Raw genomic sequence first — 17,606 nt, 5'->3', positions numbered from 1 at the left:
TGTTGTGCGCAGGCCGTCAGCAGGACAGACCGTTTCCGCTCAGCAGGCGAGGGCCAAGGGCTTTGCTCTCGACCTTTCCATGGGCGGACCGGATGACGAAGATCACGATTTCCGCCAGCAGGCGTGAAACCGGCTCACAACAAAGACCGGGACAGGCAAGAAATTGGCCGTCCTACCACGCTTAAATACGCGGAAATACCTGGGGGACTAACATGCGATTCACGATCAAACTGAAACTGGCCCTTGCCTTTGGCCTTATCATCCTGATGTCAGGCGCAATGGCAACGATGGCGATCATCAACCTTTCGTCACTCAATAGTGCGATCACTGACATCATCGCTGGTCCAGCGGCGAATTTGCGTAATTCGAGCGATTTGTCGGATGCTGTCTTGTCTTCGATCCGCGATGAGAAAAACGCCATCATCAATGTGGACCCAAACAAGATTGATGAATATGTCGGCGGCGTGAAAGAGCGCCGTGCGCTTATCAATGATCTCCTGGTGAAACTGGATGCGGACACCAATCCGTTGATCAAGGAAAAAGTCGCGCAATTCCGGACCCACTTGCCCGGTTGGATCACCATGCAGGACTCCATCCTCAAGCTTGCCATCGAGAATACGGATGCCAGCAACAAGCAGGCGGGTGAAATTTCCATGGGCGATGGTGCCAAGCTGACAGCAAGCCTGTTGCAAAGTCTGGGTGCCCTAAACGGACAGATTTCCGCGGATCTCAAGCAGACCGATGAAGCCACCAACGAACAATATGACTTCTCCCGCAATAGTCTGATTGCCGGCTTGGGTACCTTGCTGGTTCTGTCGGTTGCTATTGCTGCGTGGATTGCCATGGGAATCAATTCCGGCCTGAAGAAGATCAAGGCAGTTGCAGATGCCGTTGCCATCGGCGATCTCGGTCGGGATATCGACATCAAGACCAATGATGAAATCCGCGATGTCGTTGAAAGCGTCAAGGTGATGACCGGGAACCTCAGGGAAACGGCAGCTGTTGCCAATCAGATCGCCGATGGTAATTTGACGGTGACGCCGAAATCCCTGTCCGACAAGGACACGCTTGGCCAGTCTCTTCAGTTGATGGTGGAGCGTCTTCGCGGCGTGGTTGGTGATGCGCTGTCTGCGTCCGACAATGTGTCTTCGGGTAGCCAGCAGCTGTCGTCTGCCTCCGAGCAGGTCAGCCAGGGCGCAACGGAACAGGCGTCGTCTGCTGAAGAAGCCTCCGCCTCGATGGAAGAGATGGCAGCCAATATCAAGCAGAATGCCGACAATGCGGCCCAGACCGAAAAGATCGCCCGCCAGTCCTCCAAGGATGCGGAAGCCTCTGGCGAAGCGGTAAACCGGGCTGTCGGTGCGATGCGCACGATTGCCGAGAAGATCTCGATCGTCCAGGAAATCGCTCGCCAGACCGACCTTCTGGCCTTGAATGCGGCGGTTGAAGCTGCCCGTGCCGGTGAACATGGCAAGGGCTTTGCCGTTGTTGCCTCCGAAGTGCGCAAGCTTGCCGAACGCAGCCAGGCGGCTGCGGCTGAAATCAGCACGCTGTCGGGCCAGACGGTACAGGTGGCCACGGAAGCCGGTGAAATGCTGACGCGGCTTGTTCCTGATATCCGCAAGACGGCGGACCTGATTTCCGAGATCTCGGCGGCTTGCCGTGAGCAGGATATCGGCGCGAGCCAGATCAACGAGGCGATCCAGCAGCTCGACAAGGTGACGCAGCAGAATGCGGGTGCCTCGGAAGAAATGTCGGCAACCTCGGAAGAACTGGCCGCTCAGGCCGAGGAACTCCAGGCCTCCATCGCCTTCTTCAAGGTCGATGGCACTGGTGCTGGCGCAAGAAAACCAGCCTCTCAGACCCGGACTGTTGCCGCTCGCGCAGCGCCAGCGCGAACGGCTGCACCGGCAAAACCCCGCACACCGACGTCGTCTCAGACGGTTGCTGCCCAGCAGGCGAGAGCCAAGGGCTTTGCCCTCGATCTCTCCATGGGCGGGCCGGATGATGAGGACCGTCTCTTTCAGGAGAGCGCATAACGATAGTTCAACCAAAACGATGCCGCACGGCATCACCGGTTTGCAATGTGAGAATGCGCAGGCCTTATCGAGCCCTAATGATGAATGAAGTCGGTCAGGTCAGGGTTGTTTTGAATTGTTTCTTTTGCGGGGAATGTGTCGATGCGCTTTACTATAAAATTCAAACTTGCTCTGGCTTTCGGGCTGATGATCGCCATGCTGGTTGCCATGGCCTTCTATGGTATTTCCAGTCTGGCTACGCTCAATCAGGCCTCGTCTGACGTGATCGCGGGGCCAGCGAAACGGCTGGAATTTGCTCTGACGGCATCTGGAAAAATGTCTGAGGCCATTCGTGCTCAGAAAAATGCCCTGCTGTCGAAAGATGATGCAGGTGCCAGATCCTATTATCAGTCGTCCGATTCCAATATCAAAAATATGATCGACGTGGCGCAGGCGGGTTTGGTGATTGCCAGCCCACAGGGCAAACCTTATTGGGAAGCCGTGGTCAATAATGCCACAGACTTTAAAGAGGCGGCAACACGCTTACCTGCTCTTCAGGCGGCTGGAAAGTTGGACGAGGCGATTACGCTTTCGAACGGTGAATTGCGCAACCTCTCCGCTAAGATGGCCGAAGCGATCACGAAGCTCGTTGACATCCAACAGCAGGGCATGGCCAAAGCCGATTCAGATACAGATGTTCTCTACGGCAACACTAGGTTTATGCTGCTTTCCGTCGCAGGCGGTGCGACGCTGATCGCCATCCTGGCAGCCGTCTGGATCGCATTTGGTATCAGCTCGGGTCTGCGTAAGATCGCAACCGTGGTCAATGGTGTTGCCATCGGTGACCTTAACCAGACGATTGAAATTAAAACCAAAGATGAAATCAAGGATCTTGTCGACACGATCAATGTCATGACAAGCAATCTGCGCGACACGGCTGCGGTGGCTGACCGCATAGCGGCAGGCGACTTGTCGATCGCTGTCAAACCCTTGTCGGATAAGGATGTGCTGGGTCTGTCCATGCAGAGCATGGTCACCAACTTGAGGACGACAGCTGACGTTGCGGATATGATCGCTTCCGGCGACCTTTCGGGCGATGTCAAGCCATTGTCAGACAAGGATACCCTGGGTATCGCCATGCAGCGCATGACAACAAATCTGCGCAATACTTCTCAAATCGCCGACCTGATTGCCAATGGCGATCTGACTGTCAAACCAAAGCCATTGTCGAGCAATGATACTCTTGGCACGGCCCTTGAAAGCATGGTGGAGCGTCTTCGCGGCGTGGTTGGCGATGCGCTGTCTGCGTCCGACAATGTGTCTTCGGGTAGCCAGCAGCTGTCGTCTGCCTCCGAGCAGGTCAGCCAGGGCGCGACGGAACAGGCGTCGTCTGCTGAAGAAGCCTCCGCTTCCATGGAAGAGATGGCAGCCAATATCAAGCAGAACGCTGACAATGCCGCCCAGACCGAAAAGATCGCCCGCCAGTCCTCCAAGGATGCGGAGGCCTCAGGCGAAGCGGTAAACCGGGCCGTTGGTGCGATGCGCACGATTGCCGAAAAGATCTCCATCGTTCAGGAAATCGCTCGTCAGACCGACCTTTTGGCCTTGAATGCGGCAGTTGAAGCCGCCCGTGCCGGTGAACATGGCAAGGGCTTTGCCGTGGTTGCCTCTGAAGTGCGCAAGCTTGCCGAACGCAGCCAGGCGGCTGCGGCTGAAATCAGCACGCTGTCGGGCCAGACGGTACAGGTGGCAACGGAAGCCGGTGAAATGCTCGGCCGGTTGGTTCCTGACATCCGCAAGACGGCGGACCTGATTTCCGAAATCTCGGCGGCGTGCCGTGAGCAGGATATCGGCGCCAGCCAGATCAACGAGGCGATCCAGCAGCTCGACAAGGTGACGCAGCAGAATGCGGGTGCCTCGGAAGAAATGTCGGCAACCTCGGAAGAACTGGCTGCTCAGGCCGAGGAACTCCAGGCTTCCATCGCCTTCTTCAAGATTGATGGCATTGGAGTAAAAAAACCAGCATCTCAGGCCAAGGTCAGTGCCACGCGCGTTGCATCGGCTCAGACCTCAGCCTTGGCTAAACCCCGCAACCCCGCTTCGTCTCAAACGGTTGCCGCCCAGCAGGCGAGAGCCAAGGGCTATGCCCTCGACCTCTCCATGGGCGGGCCGGATGATGAGGATCGCCTCTTTCAGGAAAGCGCGTAACATGAGTGGACAATCGTCAGAATCGCAGTTTGTCACCTTCAGCCTTGGTGAAGAGGTGTTTGCCGTGCCCGTTACCGTGGTCCGGGAAATTCTCGACCACGAGGAACCGTTCAAGATCCCGCATGGACCGGACTATCTTCTCGGCCTGCGGGATGTCCGGGGCCAGGGCGTGCCGGTCATCGATCTTCGTCTGCGGCTCGGCATGTCGCGCACGGTGAAGACGCCGCATACCCGGATTCTCGTGATGGATGTGCCACTTTCCGACCGCAGTCTTGCGGTCGGGGTGGTGGCCGACAAGGTCTTCGAGGTCATTCCCTTCCGGCATGCCGATATCGAGCAGGCGCCCGATATCGGAATCCGCTGGCGCTCGGATTATATCCAGGGCGTGGTGCGGCGTGAGGCGGGCTTTGTGGTGATCATTGATCTGGCGCGGTTGTTTTCGGGCGATGAAACCGCCCTTGCCTCTTCTTCTGCACCGGCTTTTGCCGTCGCGTGAAAAACCATTACAGGGAGGCCGCCAGCGTGAATGCATTGGCAGAAGCAGTTGTTGGAGACCACAGAATCAGCCCGAAAAATTTCAGGCGTCTGTCGAACTACATTTTTGAATATAGTGGCATCAAGATGCCGGAGACCAAGACGACGATGCTGGAAGGCCGGTTGCGCAGGCGTTTGCGCGCCACTGGCTTTACGGATTTCGACAGCTATTGCCATTATATTTTCGAAGAGGACGGCCTTGCGACCGAATCCGTCCATCTGATCGACGCGGTGACCACCAACAAGACGGACTTTTTCCGCGAGCCCAACCATTTTGACTATTTGACGCAAAAGGCCTTGCCGGATCTGGAGGCCAGGGGCGTGCGTCGAGTTCGCATCTGGAGTTCGGCCTGTTCGATCGGTGCGGAGCCCTATACGATTGCCATGGTGATGGCGGAATATTTGGAACGCCGCAGCGGGATGGACTATCATATCCTGGCAACAGATCTGTCGACCGACGTGCTGCAGAAGGCCCGCCGGGGTGTCTACCCTGCCGAAATGCTGGAGCCGGTGCCGCGTACCATGGCGGCGCGCTATGTGATGCATGCGCGTGATAAGCAGCGTAACGAGGTCCGGATCGCGCCTGCACTTCGCACCCATGTCGGCTTTGCCCGGCTCAACCTGATGGACGACAGCTATCAGGTGGGGGAGCCGATGGATATTATCTTCTGCCGTAACGTACTGATCTATTTTGATAAAAAGACGCAGTTCAACGTGCTGCAGCGCCTGTGCAATTGCCTTGGCAAAGGTGGCTATATGTTCATAGGCCATTCCGAATCAATTACGGGGCTGGATCTTCCGCTCAAGCAATTGGCCAATACGGTGTTCAGAAAGGTATGATTGTCAGATGCCGAAGAAAATTCGCGTCCTTATTGTCGACGATTCAGCCAGTGTCCGGCAAATCCTGACAAATGTCCTGGAATCCGATCCGGACATTGAGGTGATTGGAGCCGCTTCCGACCCCTTCGTCGCCGCCCGGCGCATTGCCGAGGAAATTCCGGATGTGATCACGCTGGACGTGGAAATGCCGCGCATGGATGGCATCACCTTTCTGCGCAAGCTGATGTCGCAGCGCCCCATTCCTGTGGTGATGTGCTCCTCGCTGACGGAGGCGGGCAGCGAAACCCTGATGCAGGCCATGGAAGCGGGCGCGGTCGATATCATTCTCAAGCCGAAGATTGCTGCTGCGGATCACTTGGCTGAGCAGGCCGAACGGATTTGCCAGGTGGTGAAAAGTGCGGCCCAGGCGCGGCTCGGTACGCGAAAATCCAGTCTGATGGATCGTGCTTCCGCCAGCGGTGAGCCGGCTAAGAAATTGACCGCGGATGCCATGCTGCCACCACCGACAGGTCGCGCCATGGCCAAGACCACCGAAATGGTGGTTTGTGTGGGCGCGTCGACCGGCGGCACCGAGGCGCTTCGGGAATTCCTGGAAAAAATGCCCGCCAACGCCCCAGGCATCGTCATTGTGCAGCATATGCCGGAAAAGTTCACGGCGGCTTTTGCCAAGCGCTTGAACGGCCTGTGCGAAATGGAAATCAAGGAAGCCGAAAACGGCGATCCGGTGCTGCGCGGCCATGTGCTGATTGCACCTGGCGACCGCCATATGATGCTGGAGCGCCAAGGGGCGCGGTATCATGTGTCGGTCAAATCAGGCCCGCTGGTGTCGCGCCATCGTCCGTCCGTGGATGTGCTGTTTCGCTCGGCGGCCCGCGCGGCAGGCGCCAATGCCATGGGGGTGATCATGACCGGCATGGGAGATGACGGCGCGCGGGGCATGCTGGAAATGCATCAGGCCGGAGCCTTTACCGTCGCGCAGGACGAGGCAACCTGCATTGTCTTCGGCATGCCCAAGGAAGCCATCGCCCATGGCGGCGTCGACAGGACCGTGCCGCTCCACCAGATTGCCCCGGAAATTCTGGCGGAGGACCGCAGGCGCTAGAGTTGGTCTTAGGAAAATTGGCGACTGGTTTCCGGAAAACACAAACGAAAACAGAAAGCTATAGACGTCGGACTTGTTCGGTTTTTCTGCGCGATGCCACAGCTCACGGTGCCGGGATGTTCCGCTCGGTATCCTGATCCAGGAAAGCCTGCCGCACACGAAGCAGCGCTTCTTCCGGGGGGCGGTTGTTGCGGTATTTTTCGACAATGATCTGGTGAATTTGGTTGCGGATCTCTTCATTCTCTCTGTCTGTGGGAGGCGACGAGGGGATGAGAGCCTGTCCGCTATTCATTGGGCCGCCAAAATTCTCCATCTCTTTGTTTTCAGGCATTTCCGAACGCAAAATCGCTTCGCACTTGTCCTGGAAATGCTTCAGATCCGGGTGCTGGAGTGCTTGCTTTGCCTCCTCCAGCCGGGCTTGCAAATCCATCAGCGAATTCAGCAGAAGCATGTCGACTGTTTCAGCGGCGATGATGTCTCCAGTCGGCTGCTCCTTCATCCACTGATAATGGCCCGACAATGGTGGCTCTGTTTGCAACTGCGCCCGGTGGCGCAGCAACAGCCCTAACACGCCCAATCCGAATGCAGGCGGAGTGATAATCAGCAAAGCCTTGATCCAATTGGATGAGGATTGCCATGTATCGAAAAGATCAGCCCAGAGATTGTAATCGGTCATTGTCCATCCTCCCGCACCTGGAAACCGATCGACCACCGGAGGCGTGAGCCTCTGGTGGCCGGGGAGCTAGAAAAATCGCTACAAAACGACCGCCCCGACCTTTAAGCCGAAGCTCTGGACATGCGTCGAGGCCTCCCCGACCATAAAGAATGGTGGGAGCGGACCATATAAACATGGCCCACCGCCTCAGCCACAAACCTATGGCTGAGGGGTGTCATTTAACGGCCGACACCGGCCGTTTGTAGAGGAGTTTTCTAGGCTCCGGGACTGGCCCCGTTCCGACCAATCCTGATGCAACCATAGGGTATTGTTGACGGGAGGGGAACAGGGAATTTTGGGGGGCGGACGTAAAACAATTCAGTCGGGTTTAAAGGGCTCGTCGAGGTTAAGGAACTTGTACAATGCGACCGCTGCCATTGATTTTCGAACGCCGCAATGTCGGGTGACCGGCGAGATCAACATTGCCGCTCCCGGAAATCGACACATCCGCATCTTTCAGCGCGGTCATATCTGCGTTCCCGCTGCCAAGGATCACGATCCGTGCGGACTGAGCCGTCAGCCTCTTGAGCTGGGCGGCACCCGACCCTGAAATGTCTACATCGACCGTCTCGGCGGCTCCTGTGGCGGAAACGCTGCCGCTCCCCTTTATGCTCAATCGCAATTGAGGTTGGTTGATGTGGGATAGGGAGAGGTCGCCGCTTCCAAGCAGTTTCCAGTCTGTTATCGCAGGTCCCGACACGCTGATATCGAGTTTTGATTGCGACCAGCCCAGATGGCAATCCAGGCTCAGCCGATGGCCATCCATTCGCACATGTTCGACCAGGGCAGGATCACCCCTGACGATGACTTCCGCCTTATCACCGGGCTGATAGCGGACCGAAGCCGGCAAATCGATGATCAGGCTGTCGCTGGCGGTAAAGGGCAGGGTGACCTGCTGGCGGGTGGATTGGCCCGATCCGCAGGTGGAGGATGTCGTTGCCCACAATTGCCGGGCTCCACCCCAATTTTCGCCTGAAATTCCGATACCCAATGTTAGAAAAACGACTGCACCAATCAGTCCCGTCGTTGCAACGAATGCCAATTTTCTCGTCATTGTCCGTTCCTTCAATGAGGTGTCAGGGAAAGCTCAAGCGTGATCCGGGCTTAATTGAGCCAGGCGAAAATGCAGCCGTGCATAGTGGCCGAGTATGCGGATACCGGTGCCCAGCCCCATCAACAACAATGCGCCACCGCCCAGGAACCCGCTGACAAGGCCCGCGCCGATCAGCAGTTGCGACAGTGTTTCTGTTGTTGGTCCATCAAGGGGAAACAGCATCGTGGTAATGATGATTTTCACGCCCGCCGCTCCGATGGCCGTGAGTGCAACGCCAAGGCCGAACACGATAAAGAACGTCACGGTAAGCAGCGGCAGTAAAAACAGGATGTCAACGATGGCGAGCCCCGCCAGCGCCATCATCGCCGCCAGCATGTTCGACAGGCTCCAATGGGATTCGAAACGGCGCAGCCCCATTTCGGCTCTGAGTTCTCTGGCAATTCTGGCCGGATTGCCCAAGGCCGCCGCAACCTCCTGTTCACTGCGACCGGAGGCGGCTGATTCAGCAAAGTGAGCCTGATAATCGGCGACGATGTCGTCCACTTCTTGAGCAGGCAAACCGGCCAGCCCCAGTCTCAGCATGCGTAAGAAGGCATCCTTGGTCATGGCAAATCCTCAAGAAGTTTATCGACGGCGCTTGCAAAGGAGCGCCAGTCGCGGCGATGAGCTTCGAAAATTGTTCGGCCCTGTTCCGTGAGCCGATAATATTTGCGCGGTGGCCCATTGCTGGACTCAACAATGCGGGTGGCCACCAATCCGTCATTCTGCATTCGACGCATCAGCGGATAGATCGTGCCTTCTCCCATGCCGACGGCGCTGACCAATGTACTGGCGATTTCGTAGCCATAGCTTTCGCCGTGAGAAAGCACGGCCAGGACGCAGAGGTCGAGGGCACCTTTCCGCAATTGAACCTGGATCGAGTCAGTCATGGGTACCTCAGCTTTGTATTTTGAATATAACAAGCTATCTGTTTATGCAAGGTAGTGGTTTGAGTTTTTTGGAAGGAGACGAGTGATTGAGGGGTGTCGGGCTTGTGGTTGTGAACGAACCTGGAAAGCCCAGGGGAATTGTCGTATTTTGTCCAACAGATAACCTCCGGTTAACCATGTCGCGTCACTATGGATCTGCCCGATGTGAATGGGTTGCCCGATATGTTTGGGCCTTGGAGAGCGATGCATGGCTCCGTTATGGCTGACCGAGGTTGCTTCATGCCCATCATTACCTTCGCCAATACCAAGGGCGGTGCCGGAAAGACCACGGCGGTTCTGTTGCTTGCGACGGAACTGGTGCGCCGGGGCTACACAGTTTCGGTAATCGACACCGATCCGCAGCGCTGGATTTCCCGCTGGTTCGAGGGCGCGGACGGTTATGCCAGCAACCTGCGTGTCGCCACCTATATCTCCGTCAATGCCTTGGCCCGCACCATTGAGGCTTATCGTGGCAGCTCCGATTATGTGATCGTCGATCTGCCCGGTGCGCAATCACCCTTGCTGGCGACGGCGCTTGGCCTTTCCGATCATGTGCTGATCCCCATCCAGGGCAGTGCCATGGATGCCCAGGGCGGCGCGCAGGTGATCGAACTGCTGCAATATCTCTACAGCAAGGGCAATATCCGCATTCCTCATTCCGTCGTTCTGTCACGGGTTAATTCGCTGGTCACCACCCGCGCGCTTCGTGCCGTCAAACTGCTTCTGGCCGAACGCTCGGTGCGGGTTCTGGCGACGCCGATCATCGAGCGCGCCGCCTATCGCGATATGTTTGAATATCGCACCAGCCTGCACCGCCTCGACCCGGAGCGGGTCAGCAATCTGGATAAGGCTATCGCCAATGCCGAGCGCTATTGCGACGAGGTAGAAATGCTGGTGCCTGCCATCCGCATGCCGGTTGCCGATAACCTGACGAATAGCCGGGCCGATAACGGCAATCGCGGCTTTATGGAAATGCCGTTGTTGCGTGCTGCCTACTGATAAACGTCAGGCATTGGCAGGGGACAGATGCCGGAAGGCGGCGACCACCTGTTCGTAGACGCCGCGTTTGAACGACACGATCAGGTCCGGCAGTTCTGCCATTGGCTTCCACTGCCATTCATCGAATTCGGCATGCTGGCTGGTCGGCGGCGGATTGATCTGGATTTCGCTTTCGTCGCCGTCGAAGCGAAAGGCAAACCAGCGTTGTGTCTGGCCGCGAAACTTGCCGCGAAGACCGATGCCAATAAGGGCTGGCGGCAGGTCGTAATTGATCCAGTTCGGCGCTTCGGCCAACAGGGTCACGGTTTTCATGCCGGTTTCTTCGTAAAGCTCGCGATAGGCTGCCTCTTTCGGGTCTTCACCCGGATCGATCCCGCCCTGCGGCATCTGCCAGAGCTGCGGCGAGCCATCGTATTCGGAATTGAGCAGCGGAATGCGGCGACCGGCCCAGACCAGACCCTGCGCATTCAGCACCATGATGCCGACGCACGGGCGATAGGGCAGATCCTCGGCTTTGACGGTGGTCTGGGTCATGGTGTCCTCACTGGAGCGGTCATCGGGCATCGGGCCGCCTGTAAAAATCACTGTTGCGCTTCCATGGCAAGGGCAGAAACGCCGACGATTTCGATGCCGCGTGCCTTGGCGCCTTCCGCCCATTTGGCAATGGCATTGACGCTTTCATCAAACGCCGAGGCAACGCCGATGGCAGAGCCATTGCGCCGGGCAATCCGCTCCAGCTCGTCCAGCCGTTTCAGGATGGCCTGTTCCTGTATCTGGTCGTCCAATTGCAGATCGGCAACGGAAAACGGCATGTTCATCGCCTTGGCAAAGGTGGCTGTCAGGGATCTTGCCGAGGAGCCGTCATCGAGAAACAGCAGGCCACGTGCCGCAATATCGCGCATGACAGGGTCCATCGCGCCGCTGTCGGACAGGAAGCGCCCGCCCATGTAATTCATCAATCCGGTATAATTGGTCATGCTGGCCATGGCCTTATGCAGGTCTCGCAGGTTTTCAGTGGTGGGCCGCCCAACCTGCAACGTGCCTCGGCCTGGGTCGTTTGCCGGGTAACCAACCGGCTCCAGCGGCACCTGCAACAGGATCTCATGACCACCGCGCCGTGCCTCCTGCATCCAGCGCGACAGGCTGTTGCCGCTGGCGGCAAAACCAAGTGTCACTTGTTCCGGCAGGTGCTTGATTGCTCTTTGGGTGCCGGTCTGGCTGAGGCCGAGGCCGCTGACGACGATGGCCACCCGTGTTCCATGCGCGCCTGACCAGGGCCGCGCATATTGCTCGACGGGTCGCAACCCGTCGCGGCCCGTGACCGGGATTTGCCCCTCTGGACTGTTTTCCAGCAGGTCTGGATTGGGCATTGCTGCGACGCGGACGTCCTGGCCCACATGCGGGGTGGCGACCAGGGCCGGGCCGGAGCCGTCGCGGCTGGCGGGTGAATATTTGGTGACAACCGAACCGTCCGGCAGGGTCGAGCGCTCGACTGTAGCGCCAGAGGTCGGTGCACGGGCTTCCATGCTGCGGGACGGGCCGGGGGCTTTCGTGGCTGGCTCCTCGGCAGGGACGGCAGCCGCAACCGGCTGGGTCGTGGTGAGCGGTACCGGATTGTGCAGCGGAAGCGGCGTGAGTGTTGTGTAAACGGACAGGCCGAGAAGAGCGACCGAGCTTGCTGTTGTCAGCGCCGCGAAGAGAGACATTTTCGGACCGCCCGTGCGGCGCTTCTTGCGGTTCTGGCCCAAAGCTGCGTGCAGATCAGCGCTCAATGTCATGTCCTTCGGAGCATTTCCAGCAAAAGTGCGTAGCGGTTTTGCGTCCGGAAATGCGTTAATGCTCTAGAGCGTTGGCCTTTGATGCATTGGCCCTTCGATCTTTGGATTGGACTGTCCGTTCCATGCCGCGAATCACTTCGCCATTTCGATGACCATGCCTTTCCATCTCATGCGGTTCAAGCTTTGCCTGCGTGCAACGGGAAGGGCGCTGTAAACGAAAAATGCCGGCCCCAAGGCCGGCATTTCGAGGACCTACAATCTTATCCTTACTTCTTCTTGGCGCTTTCCAGCACGGCCTTGCTTGGGTCCGGCGGGAAGGACGGGTCTGTCTTGGCGCCGCGCAGCAGGTCGAGTGCGTAGTTGAGCTGCACGTCATCCTTCGGGTCCGGCGGCACATAGGCAACCGAGCCGGAGCCTTCTTCCGTCTCGCTCTGGCCCTGGATATGGCCCGGCAGCGAGGATTCGCCTTCGGTGCGCAGCTTGCCTTGCAGATCGGCGGGCAGCGGCTCTTCCACCTTGATATCAGGATGGATGCCAGTCCCCTGGATCGACTTGCCGGATGGCGTGTAATAGAGCGCCGTCGTCAAGCGCAGCGCGCCCTTGTCGCCCATCGGGATGATGGTCTGCACGGAACCCTTGCCGAAGCTGCGGGTGCCGACCACGGTTGCCCGCTTCAGGTCCTGAAGCGCGCCAGCGACAATTTCAGATGCCGAGGCCGAACCACCATTGACCAGCACGATCAACGGCTTGCCATCGGTCAGATCGCCAGCGGTGGCATTAAAGCGGCGGGTGTCTTCCGGATCGCGTGAGCGGGTGGAGACGATTTCGCCCTTCTGCAGGAAGGCGTCGGAGACGTAAATCGCCTGATCGAGCAGACCGCCCGGATTGAGGCGCAGGTCGAGAACAAAGCCCTTCAGCTTATCGGCCGGGACTTCCTTCTTGATCTTGTTGATCGCGGCTTCCAGATCGTCATAGGTCTTTTCGGTAAACGAGATCACCCTGACATAGCCCACATCGCCATCGACGCGAGACTTGACGGCGCGGATTGGGATGATTTCGCGCATGACGCTGAGCTCGATCGGCTTGTCGGCGCCCTTGCGCAAAATGGTCAGCTTGATCGGGGTATTGACCGCGCCACGCATCTTTTCAACGGCGTCATTGAGCTGCATGCCGCGCACGGGGGTGCCATTGATCTCGGAGATCATGTCGCCCGCCAGAATGCCGGCCTTGGCGCCGGGTGTGTCGTCGATGGGTGTAATGACCTTGACCAGGTCGTTTTCCATCGTCACTTCGATGCCGATGCCACCGAATTCACCCTTGGTCTGGGTCTGCATATCCGCCGCTTCCTGGGCGTTCATGTAGCTGGAATGGGGATCGAGAGAGCTCAACATGCCATTGATGGCGGCTTCGACCAGCTTTTTCTCGTCGGGAGGCGTGACATACTGAGCGCGGACACGCTCGAACACGTCTCCAAAAATCGCCAGTTCCTTGTAAGTGGAATTGCCTGCCGCCTCGGCAGGAACGCCAGCCGAATAAACAACGCTCATCGCCGTCGCGCCCATCAGCGCGCCAACCAGCATTATAGAAGCCCTACGTATCATTGCGAACCTTTCCGGCGTCCTTCGCCCACCATGGTCGGGAATCAACCGAGTTACCGTCTTTTCTGAATTCTATGTAAAGGGTTGGGCGATCTGTTTCCAGCGCGAAAGCAGCTGCGCTGACGACTCTCTTTTCACCCATAGCACCAATCGGCTCGCCGGACAGCACGAATTGTCCGGCATGCACGTTGACACGGTCCATGCCGGACAAAACTATGTGATATCCGTTGCCTGTGTTGAGGATGGCCATTTTCCCGTAACTGCGGAACTGTCCCGCATACACCACCGTGCCGTCGGCGGGCGCAATCACCACGGCTGCGGGCGCTGTGGCAAGAACAATCCCCTTGGCCTCGTGACCGGTGCCGTCGGGATCGCCGAATTGCCGCAATACATCGCCAACAGCCGGAAGTTCCAGCTTCGCCTTCAACTCTTCAAAGGAAAATGCCGGGGCAATGCGGTTTTTATCGGGCGGCGTAGTCTGGGCCTCAAGGCGCGCCTGATCCCGTTGCGCATCGGTCATCTGGCGGCGCTTTTCCTCTTCCAGCTTTGCCTGGTCGGTGGCTTGGCGCACAGAGGCGATTTCGTTTTCCAGGCTGCCGATCAGGCCCTGGAGCGATGAGGATTTCTGCGCAAGCTCCTGTGAGCGCGCCAGTTCTTCTTGCAGTTGGGCGTTGTTTTGCTGGCTCAGCCGGGCGTTTTCCCCCAGAAGCATATCCATGCGGGCTTCTTCTTCCTGGCGGCTTTTCAGGCTGGCAACCGTTTTTTCGCGCTCATCGATGCTGGCCTTGCGCAGGTTGGTCAGTTCCTGCAAGTCATCGGCAAGCTTTTCGGTTTCCTTGCGCATCCCAGGCACGACAGCGCCAAGCAGAATGGCGGTGCGCACCGCCCCCAAGGCATCTTCCGGCGTGACCAGCAGAGCTGGCGGCGGATTGCGGCCCATGCGCTCCAGAGCGCCCAGCACCTCGGCCAGCACGGCGCGGCGCGCCCGGAAGGATTTGTGGATGACGTCTTGCCGGACACCGTAGTCCGCCAGCTTCTTTTCGCCATCGGCGATCTTTTGCTCCAGATCCTTGCGGCGTGCGGCAGAATCGATCAGCGCCTGGCGCAGGCTGGTGCTGCTCTTGTCCAGCGCATCAATGCTTTTGCGTAGCTCCTCGGACTTTTCCGAGGAAAGCTGCATGGATTGGGACAGATCCTGCAATTGACGCGAAACGTCCTCACGCTTGGCCCGCAAAGCACCGGCGGGATCGTCAGGGCTCGTCTGGCTCGAAGCTTCGGGACTTGCAGCCGGGGCGATGTTGCTGGGGCCTTGCGGGAGTGTCTGGGGCTGCGTCGAGGCTGGACTATCCGGGGCCGGCACTTGCTGGGCCTTCGCAGAGGACAGGGCCATGGCAAAAAGGACTGCGATTGTCCCGCACGACAGTGTTCGAGTGGCTAGACGCCTGCGTGCGAAGGAGTGGGATATCATCGCTGTCTTGATCGTGCCTCTGTCTCTTTGCCTGGCTCTTTGCGGTCTATCCCGGCTTTATATCCGGACGAGGAAATCCGTTTCAGCTTTTCCCGATAGACGTCGCGAAACCCAGACGATCACGCCAATCTAACCGATTTGCATCGAAGCGAACAGTACAGCAGAGAAAAGTGTAGGCTTCTCAATAAAACTGAGGCCCGCACGTGCTATCCACGTGCGGGCCTCAGCTTGAACAATCACTGTTGATTGCGGCAATTATACAGCATTGGCATGCGTCATGCCATTAACGGCAGACCCGTACCCGCTTGACGATTTTTTCGCCATGGTGCCAGCGCACCACTTTGCGAACCTTGCAATGCGGCGGCGGCGGTGGTGGGCGTTGCATATGGCGCGGCGGCGGGTCACGGCGCTCGTCCGGTGGAGGCATCATACCCGATTGCGCGTAAGCCGGAATGATACTGCCGGCCATCGCCGCAACAGCAAAAACCGAAGCAAGAAAAATTTTCTTCATGGAGTTCCTCTGAACATTTCCTGAGTTCCGCTGGCATGAACGTCGCACAGGGCAAAAGGTTTCACGGTAAAACAAGCTTTCACCGAGACGTGATTACGAGAGGAAAACGGCCATTGGAGGGCAGGGGCTTTCGTTGCCCAGTCGGGTCTGTCGTCTGGCTGGTTCAATCCGAACGTGAGAGACACTAGAAATCGATGGCGCGGCCGTTGATTTCCCAATCACCGAACCGGGCCGGGTCCGCACCGCCGCGTCCACCGACTTCCGGCGCCGGTTTTTGGGCCTGCTCGGCCTTGCGACGCTGCTCGGCTTCGGCCAGCGCACGGGCTGCGGCAGGCGGCAGCGTTTTCAGTGCGGCTTCGGTGCCAGCACTGTTGGCGGTGCCGGAATCTTGTTGGGTGTTCTGGTGCTCGTCCATTCGGCATCCATCCTATAGCAATTGAAAATGATCGATGGTCTTTACATATGTAGGACATCGCAGCGAGCTGGAAAACCCTCTCCGCTGCCGGACCCTTTTGGAGCACCCGATGAATATCATGCGCACCGCCATGCTTCTGGCTTTCATGACCGCCCTGTTCATGGGCGTCGGCTTCCTGATCGGCGGTAAGGGCGGGATGATGGTCGCGCTGGTCATCGCCGGTGCGATGAACCTGTTTTCCTACTGGAATTCCGACCGGATGGTGCTGTCAGCCTATCACGCCCAGGAGGTCGATCCGCGCAATGCGCCGGAATTTTATGAGATCGTCCGTGGTCTCACCCAAAATGCCGGTCTGCCGATGCCCAAGGTCTATATTTTCGACAATCCGCAGCCCAACGCCTTTGCCACGGGCCGCAATCCGCAAAACGCTGCCGTTGCCGCCTCGACGGGTCTGTTGCAGGCCTTGACGCCGGAAGAAGTGGCAGGCGTGATGGCCCATGAGCTTGCCCATGTCGAGCACCGCGACACCTTGACCATGACGATTACCGCGACGCTGGCCGGGGCGATTTCGATGCTAGGCCGTAGACTCATAACGATCTGATCCAAATTCTTGCTGCTGCCAATTTGACAGCGGCGAGAAAGTTCAATGGGTCTTTGTCGTAACGGGTTGCGATGCCTCTGAACTGTTTGAGTTTGCTGAAGAAACGCTCAACGAGATTGCGCTGTCGGTAAACCCATTGGCTGAAAGGGAAGCTTCCCTTCCGATTGCTCTTGGCAGGAATATTGGCCCATGCCTGCCTTTGCTTTGCAAATGCTCTGATCGCGTTGGTATCGTAGGCCTTGTCCGCCAGCAGGATCGCACCCTTGGAGATTGTCTGTAACAATGGTTCTGCCATGCGACCATCATGGGTTTGACCGGCTGTGAGTGCGAGACGGATCGGTCGGCCATCGGCATCGACAACGGCGTGGATTTTGGTGGTCAAGCCGCCACGGGAACGTCCCATGCAGCCATCGTGTTGATCCCCCTTTTTCCCGTGGCCGCATGTTGATGAACACGGACACAGGAGCTGTCGATCATAACGATATCGCCGTCGAAAGCCTTGGAAATCTCGCCCAGAACATGATCCCAGACACCCGCCTTTCGCCATCGCACGAACCGGTTGTAGCAGGTTGTATATGGACCATATCGATCAGGAACGTCTGCCCAGGGTGAACCTGTCCGAAACCGCCACAAGATGCCGTTGATCACCCGCCGGTCGTCAACACGTGGCACCCCACGCGGCTTGTTGGGCAACAAGGGCTGGATGACAGTCCATTCGAAATCGGTGAGATCAAACCGGCGACGGGTCATGAGAGGCCTCCAAATCAAGGCCTCAGTGAATCAAAATCAGGCCGATT

The 17,606-nt window shown here is 58.0% G+C and carries 17 protein-coding genes and 1 pseudogene; 7 read left to right on the top strand and 11 right to left on the bottom strand.

Features of this window, described 5'->3' with window-relative positions:
• Positions 1-212 precede the first annotated feature (212 nt).
• The 5 genes from G6L01_RS16050 to G6L01_RS16030 all read left to right on the top strand — a co-directional run bounded on the left by G6L01_RS16050 (position 213) and on the right by G6L01_RS16030 (position 6,702).
• The gene (locus tag G6L01_RS16050; protein ID WP_070166252.1) at positions 213-2,039 is read left to right on the top strand and encodes a methyl-accepting chemotaxis protein; all 1,827 of its coding nucleotides are present in this window, start codon (positions 213-215) and stop codon (positions 2,037-2,039) included.
• Between the two features lie 141 nt (positions 2,040-2,180).
• Complete coding sequence (locus G6L01_RS16045; protein ID WP_070166253.1) at positions 2,181-4,226, top strand: HAMP domain-containing methyl-accepting chemotaxis protein; 2,046 nt, start codon at positions 2,181-2,183, stop codon at positions 4,224-4,226.
• 1 nt (position 4,227) lies between these two features.
• Positions 4,228-4,722, top strand: coding sequence for a chemotaxis protein CheW (locus tag G6L01_RS16040; RefSeq protein WP_070166254.1), 495 nt, complete (start codon positions 4,228-4,230; stop codon positions 4,720-4,722).
• Positions 4,719-5,600, top strand: a complete 882-nt coding sequence (locus G6L01_RS16035; RefSeq protein ID WP_420359874.1) for a CheR family methyltransferase — start codon at positions 4,719-4,721, stop codon at positions 5,598-5,600. The genes G6L01_RS16040 and G6L01_RS16035 overlap by 4 nt, the downstream gene beginning before the upstream one ends.
• Before the next feature lie 7 nt (positions 5,601-5,607).
• Positions 5,608-6,702, top strand: a complete 1,095-nt coding sequence (locus G6L01_RS16030) for a protein-glutamate methylesterase/protein-glutamine glutaminase (RefSeq protein WP_070166256.1) — start codon at positions 5,608-5,610, stop codon at positions 6,700-6,702.
• Between the two features lie 103 nt (positions 6,703-6,805).
• Here the strand turns inward: G6L01_RS16030 and G6L01_RS16025 are convergent, their stop codons facing one another.
• The 4 genes from G6L01_RS16025 to G6L01_RS16010 form a co-directional block, all read right to left on the bottom strand.
• The gene (locus G6L01_RS16025; protein ID WP_174096413.1) at positions 6,806-7,309 is read right to left on the bottom strand and encodes a hypothetical protein; all 504 of its coding nucleotides are present in this window, start codon (positions 7,307-7,309) and stop codon (positions 6,806-6,808) included.
• Positions 7,310-7,763: 454 nt separating this feature from the next.
• On the bottom strand, positions 7,764-8,471 hold the full coding sequence (locus tag G6L01_RS16020) for a GIN domain-containing protein (protein WP_070166258.1): 708 nt from the start codon (positions 8,469-8,471) through the stop codon (positions 7,764-7,766).
• 33 nt (positions 8,472-8,504) lie between these two features.
• Positions 8,505-9,077, bottom strand: a complete 573-nt coding sequence (locus G6L01_RS16015) for a DUF1700 domain-containing protein (RefSeq protein ID WP_070166259.1) — start codon at positions 9,075-9,077, stop codon at positions 8,505-8,507.
• The gene (locus G6L01_RS16010; RefSeq protein WP_060718769.1) at positions 9,074-9,400 is read right to left on the bottom strand and encodes a PadR family transcriptional regulator; all 327 of its coding nucleotides are present in this window, start codon (positions 9,398-9,400) and stop codon (positions 9,074-9,076) included. Before G6L01_RS16010 ends, G6L01_RS16015 begins: the two co-directional genes overlap by 4 nt.
• 279 nt (positions 9,401-9,679) lie before the next feature.
• On the opposite strand from G6L01_RS16010, the gene G6L01_RS16005 reads away from it, so the two are divergent.
• Positions 9,680-10,438, top strand: coding sequence for a ParA family protein (locus G6L01_RS16005; RefSeq protein ID WP_070166279.1), 759 nt, complete (start codon positions 9,680-9,682; stop codon positions 10,436-10,438).
• Positions 10,439-10,444: 6 nt separating this feature from the next.
• On the opposite strand, the gene G6L01_RS16000 is transcribed toward G6L01_RS16005, so the two are convergent.
• The 6 genes from G6L01_RS16000 to G6L01_RS15975 all read right to left on the bottom strand — a co-directional run bounded on the left by G6L01_RS16000 (position 10,445) and on the right by G6L01_RS15975 (position 16,208).
• Positions 10,445-10,972, bottom strand: a complete 528-nt coding sequence (locus tag G6L01_RS16000) for an RNA pyrophosphohydrolase (protein ID WP_070166280.1) — start codon at positions 10,970-10,972, stop codon at positions 10,445-10,447.
• A gap of 47 nt (positions 10,973-11,019) precedes the next feature.
• Positions 11,020-12,210: a divergent polysaccharide deacetylase family protein gene (locus tag G6L01_RS15995; protein ID WP_420359875.1), complete on the bottom strand. Its 1,191-nt coding sequence runs from the start codon at positions 12,208-12,210 to the stop codon at positions 11,020-11,022.
• 272 nt (positions 12,211-12,482) lie between these two features.
• The gene (locus tag G6L01_RS15990; RefSeq protein WP_070166261.1) at positions 12,483-13,817 is read right to left on the bottom strand and encodes a S41 family peptidase; all 1,335 of its coding nucleotides are present in this window, start codon (positions 13,815-13,817) and stop codon (positions 12,483-12,485) included.
• Entirely contained in the window at positions 13,807-15,204 is a 1,398-nt protein-coding gene (locus G6L01_RS15985) for a murein hydrolase activator EnvC family protein (protein ID WP_156584661.1), read from the bottom strand. Before G6L01_RS15985 ends, G6L01_RS15990 begins: the two co-directional genes overlap by 11 nt.
• 361 nt (positions 15,205-15,565) lie before the next feature.
• Positions 15,566-15,793 (bottom strand): hypothetical protein, encoded by a 228-nt coding sequence (locus G6L01_RS15980; RefSeq protein WP_070166263.1) that lies wholly within the window; start codon positions 15,791-15,793, stop codon positions 15,566-15,568.
• A 184-nt stretch (positions 15,794-15,977) separates the two neighbouring features.
• On the bottom strand, positions 15,978-16,208 hold the full coding sequence (locus G6L01_RS15975; RefSeq protein WP_070166264.1) for a DUF1674 domain-containing protein: 231 nt from the start codon (positions 16,206-16,208) through the stop codon (positions 15,978-15,980).
• Positions 16,209-16,317: 109 nt separating this feature from the next.
• On the opposite strand from G6L01_RS15975, the pseudogene G6L01_RS15970 reads away from it, so the two are divergent.
• Positions 16,318-16,788, top strand: a pseudogene (locus G6L01_RS15970) (M48 family metalloprotease); the annotation flags it as partial.
• Between the two features lie 7 nt (positions 16,789-16,795).
• Here the strand turns inward: G6L01_RS15970 and G6L01_RS15965 are convergent.
• A protein-coding gene (locus tag G6L01_RS15965; RefSeq protein ID WP_139190091.1) for an IS5-like element IS869 family transposase occupies positions 16,796-17,559 on the bottom strand; the annotation gives its coding sequence in 2 pieces (ribosomal slippage) (positions 16,796-17,244 and positions 17,244-17,559; 765 coding nt in all).
• Between the last annotated feature and the right edge of the window lie 47 nt (positions 17,560-17,606).

The sequence above is a fragment of the Agrobacterium vitis genome, assembly GCF_013337045.2.
Taxonomy (GTDB): Bacteria; Pseudomonadota; Alphaproteobacteria; order Rhizobiales; family Rhizobiaceae; genus Allorhizobium; species Allorhizobium vitis_B.
This window is presented reverse-complemented; position numbering and strand designations above follow the sequence as displayed.